The following is a 1,038-nucleotide window of genomic DNA, read 5'->3' on the forward strand; positions in this document are numbered from 1 at the left end:
CCGAACTGACGCGCCGGCACTTCTCGTTCGCTGGCGTGTTCGCGACGATCGCCGTCGCGGGCGTGCTGGCCTGCGCCGCGCTGCTGATCAAGCAGATGGCGCGGCCGCATGGCGTCGCGCAGCCGGCAGGCAAGATCGAGTCGCTCGGGCATTGAACGGCGTGCGGGCCGGTGCGGTGCGCCGGCCCAGTGGATGATGGATTCGGGTCGGTTGCAAGCCAATCGACCGACGCAGGACAGCAGACCGGGCCGCCTTCGCGGCCCGTCGACATTCCGGCGGCCGCGCCGTTACTCCTCCGCGTCGTGCTCCTTGACGAAATTGCGCAAATACGCGCGCAACGCGGCTTCCCGGCTGCGATGATCGTCGTGGTTCGCGGCGCCCATTTCCTCTTCGTCACCGAACAGCGTTGGCGGCGCGCAGTAAGTGCCGACTTCGATGTTCTCGCGCAGCACGCGGATATCGTGCGTGAGCGGGTGATACTCGGCGATCCAGTGCATGCCTTCGATGTGCTCGCCCGCTCTCAGCATTGGCTTCATCAGCAATCTCCATGCAGAGCAGCGGTGCAACCGCCGAAGCGGTTGCACGCGCCCGTACCGAAAGGGTACGCCTCCATCACGCGAAGCTCAACGAGCGCGCTTGTGAGCGCTCACTGCGGCAGCAGATGGGCGACGAGCGGATACAGCGACAGGATCAGCAGCACGGCCATCGTCACGTTGAAGACGCGCAGCGCGCGAGGATTCGACAGGAAGCGCCGCAGGCCGAGGCCGAACGCGGCCCACAGGCAGATGCACGGGAAGCCGATCAGGATGAATACGACGGACATCCATGCGGCGTTCATCCCGTAGTCGGCGGACAGCTGGACCGTCGTCGCGGCGGTCAGCACCATCATCCACGCTTTCGGGTTGACCCACTGGAACGCGGCGGCTTCGATGAACGTCATCGGGCGCGGCTTGGCGCCGTGCGCTTTCACTTCGCCCGACGTGCCGATGCGCCATGCGAGGTATAGCAGATACGCGACGCTCGCGGCTTCGAGGATCG

General features: G+C 66.0%; 2 protein-coding genes and 1 pseudogene. 1 reads left to right on the forward strand and 2 read right to left on the reverse strand.

Annotated features, from left to right (window positions below):
- Window positions 1–155, forward strand: a pseudogene (locus tag A9Z05_RS38060) (aromatic acid/H+ symport family MFS transporter); the annotation flags it as partial.
- 132 nt (window positions 156–287) lie between these two features.
- Here the strand turns inward: A9Z05_RS38060 and A9Z05_RS27465 are convergent.
- Window positions 288–536 (reverse strand): hypothetical protein, encoded by a 249-nt coding sequence (locus A9Z05_RS27465; protein WP_050017178.1) that lies wholly within the window; start codon window positions 534–536, stop codon window positions 288–290.
- 110 nt (window positions 537–646) lie between these two features.
- Window positions 647–1,038: LysE family translocator (locus A9Z05_RS27470; protein ID WP_371090923.1), on the reverse strand; the 392-nt coding region annotated here is incomplete at its 5' end.

It is taken from the genome of Burkholderia sp. A2, from assembly GCF_001729305.1.
Taxonomy (GTDB): domain Bacteria; phylum Pseudomonadota; class Gammaproteobacteria; order Burkholderiales; family Burkholderiaceae; genus Burkholderia; species Burkholderia sola.

What these genes read in the sequence shown, in the direction of transcription:
- A9Z05_RS27465 (WP_050017178.1), bottom strand. Translation starts at nt 536, where the DNA reads ATGAAGCCAATGCTGAGAGCGGGCGAGCACATCGAAGGCATGCACTGG.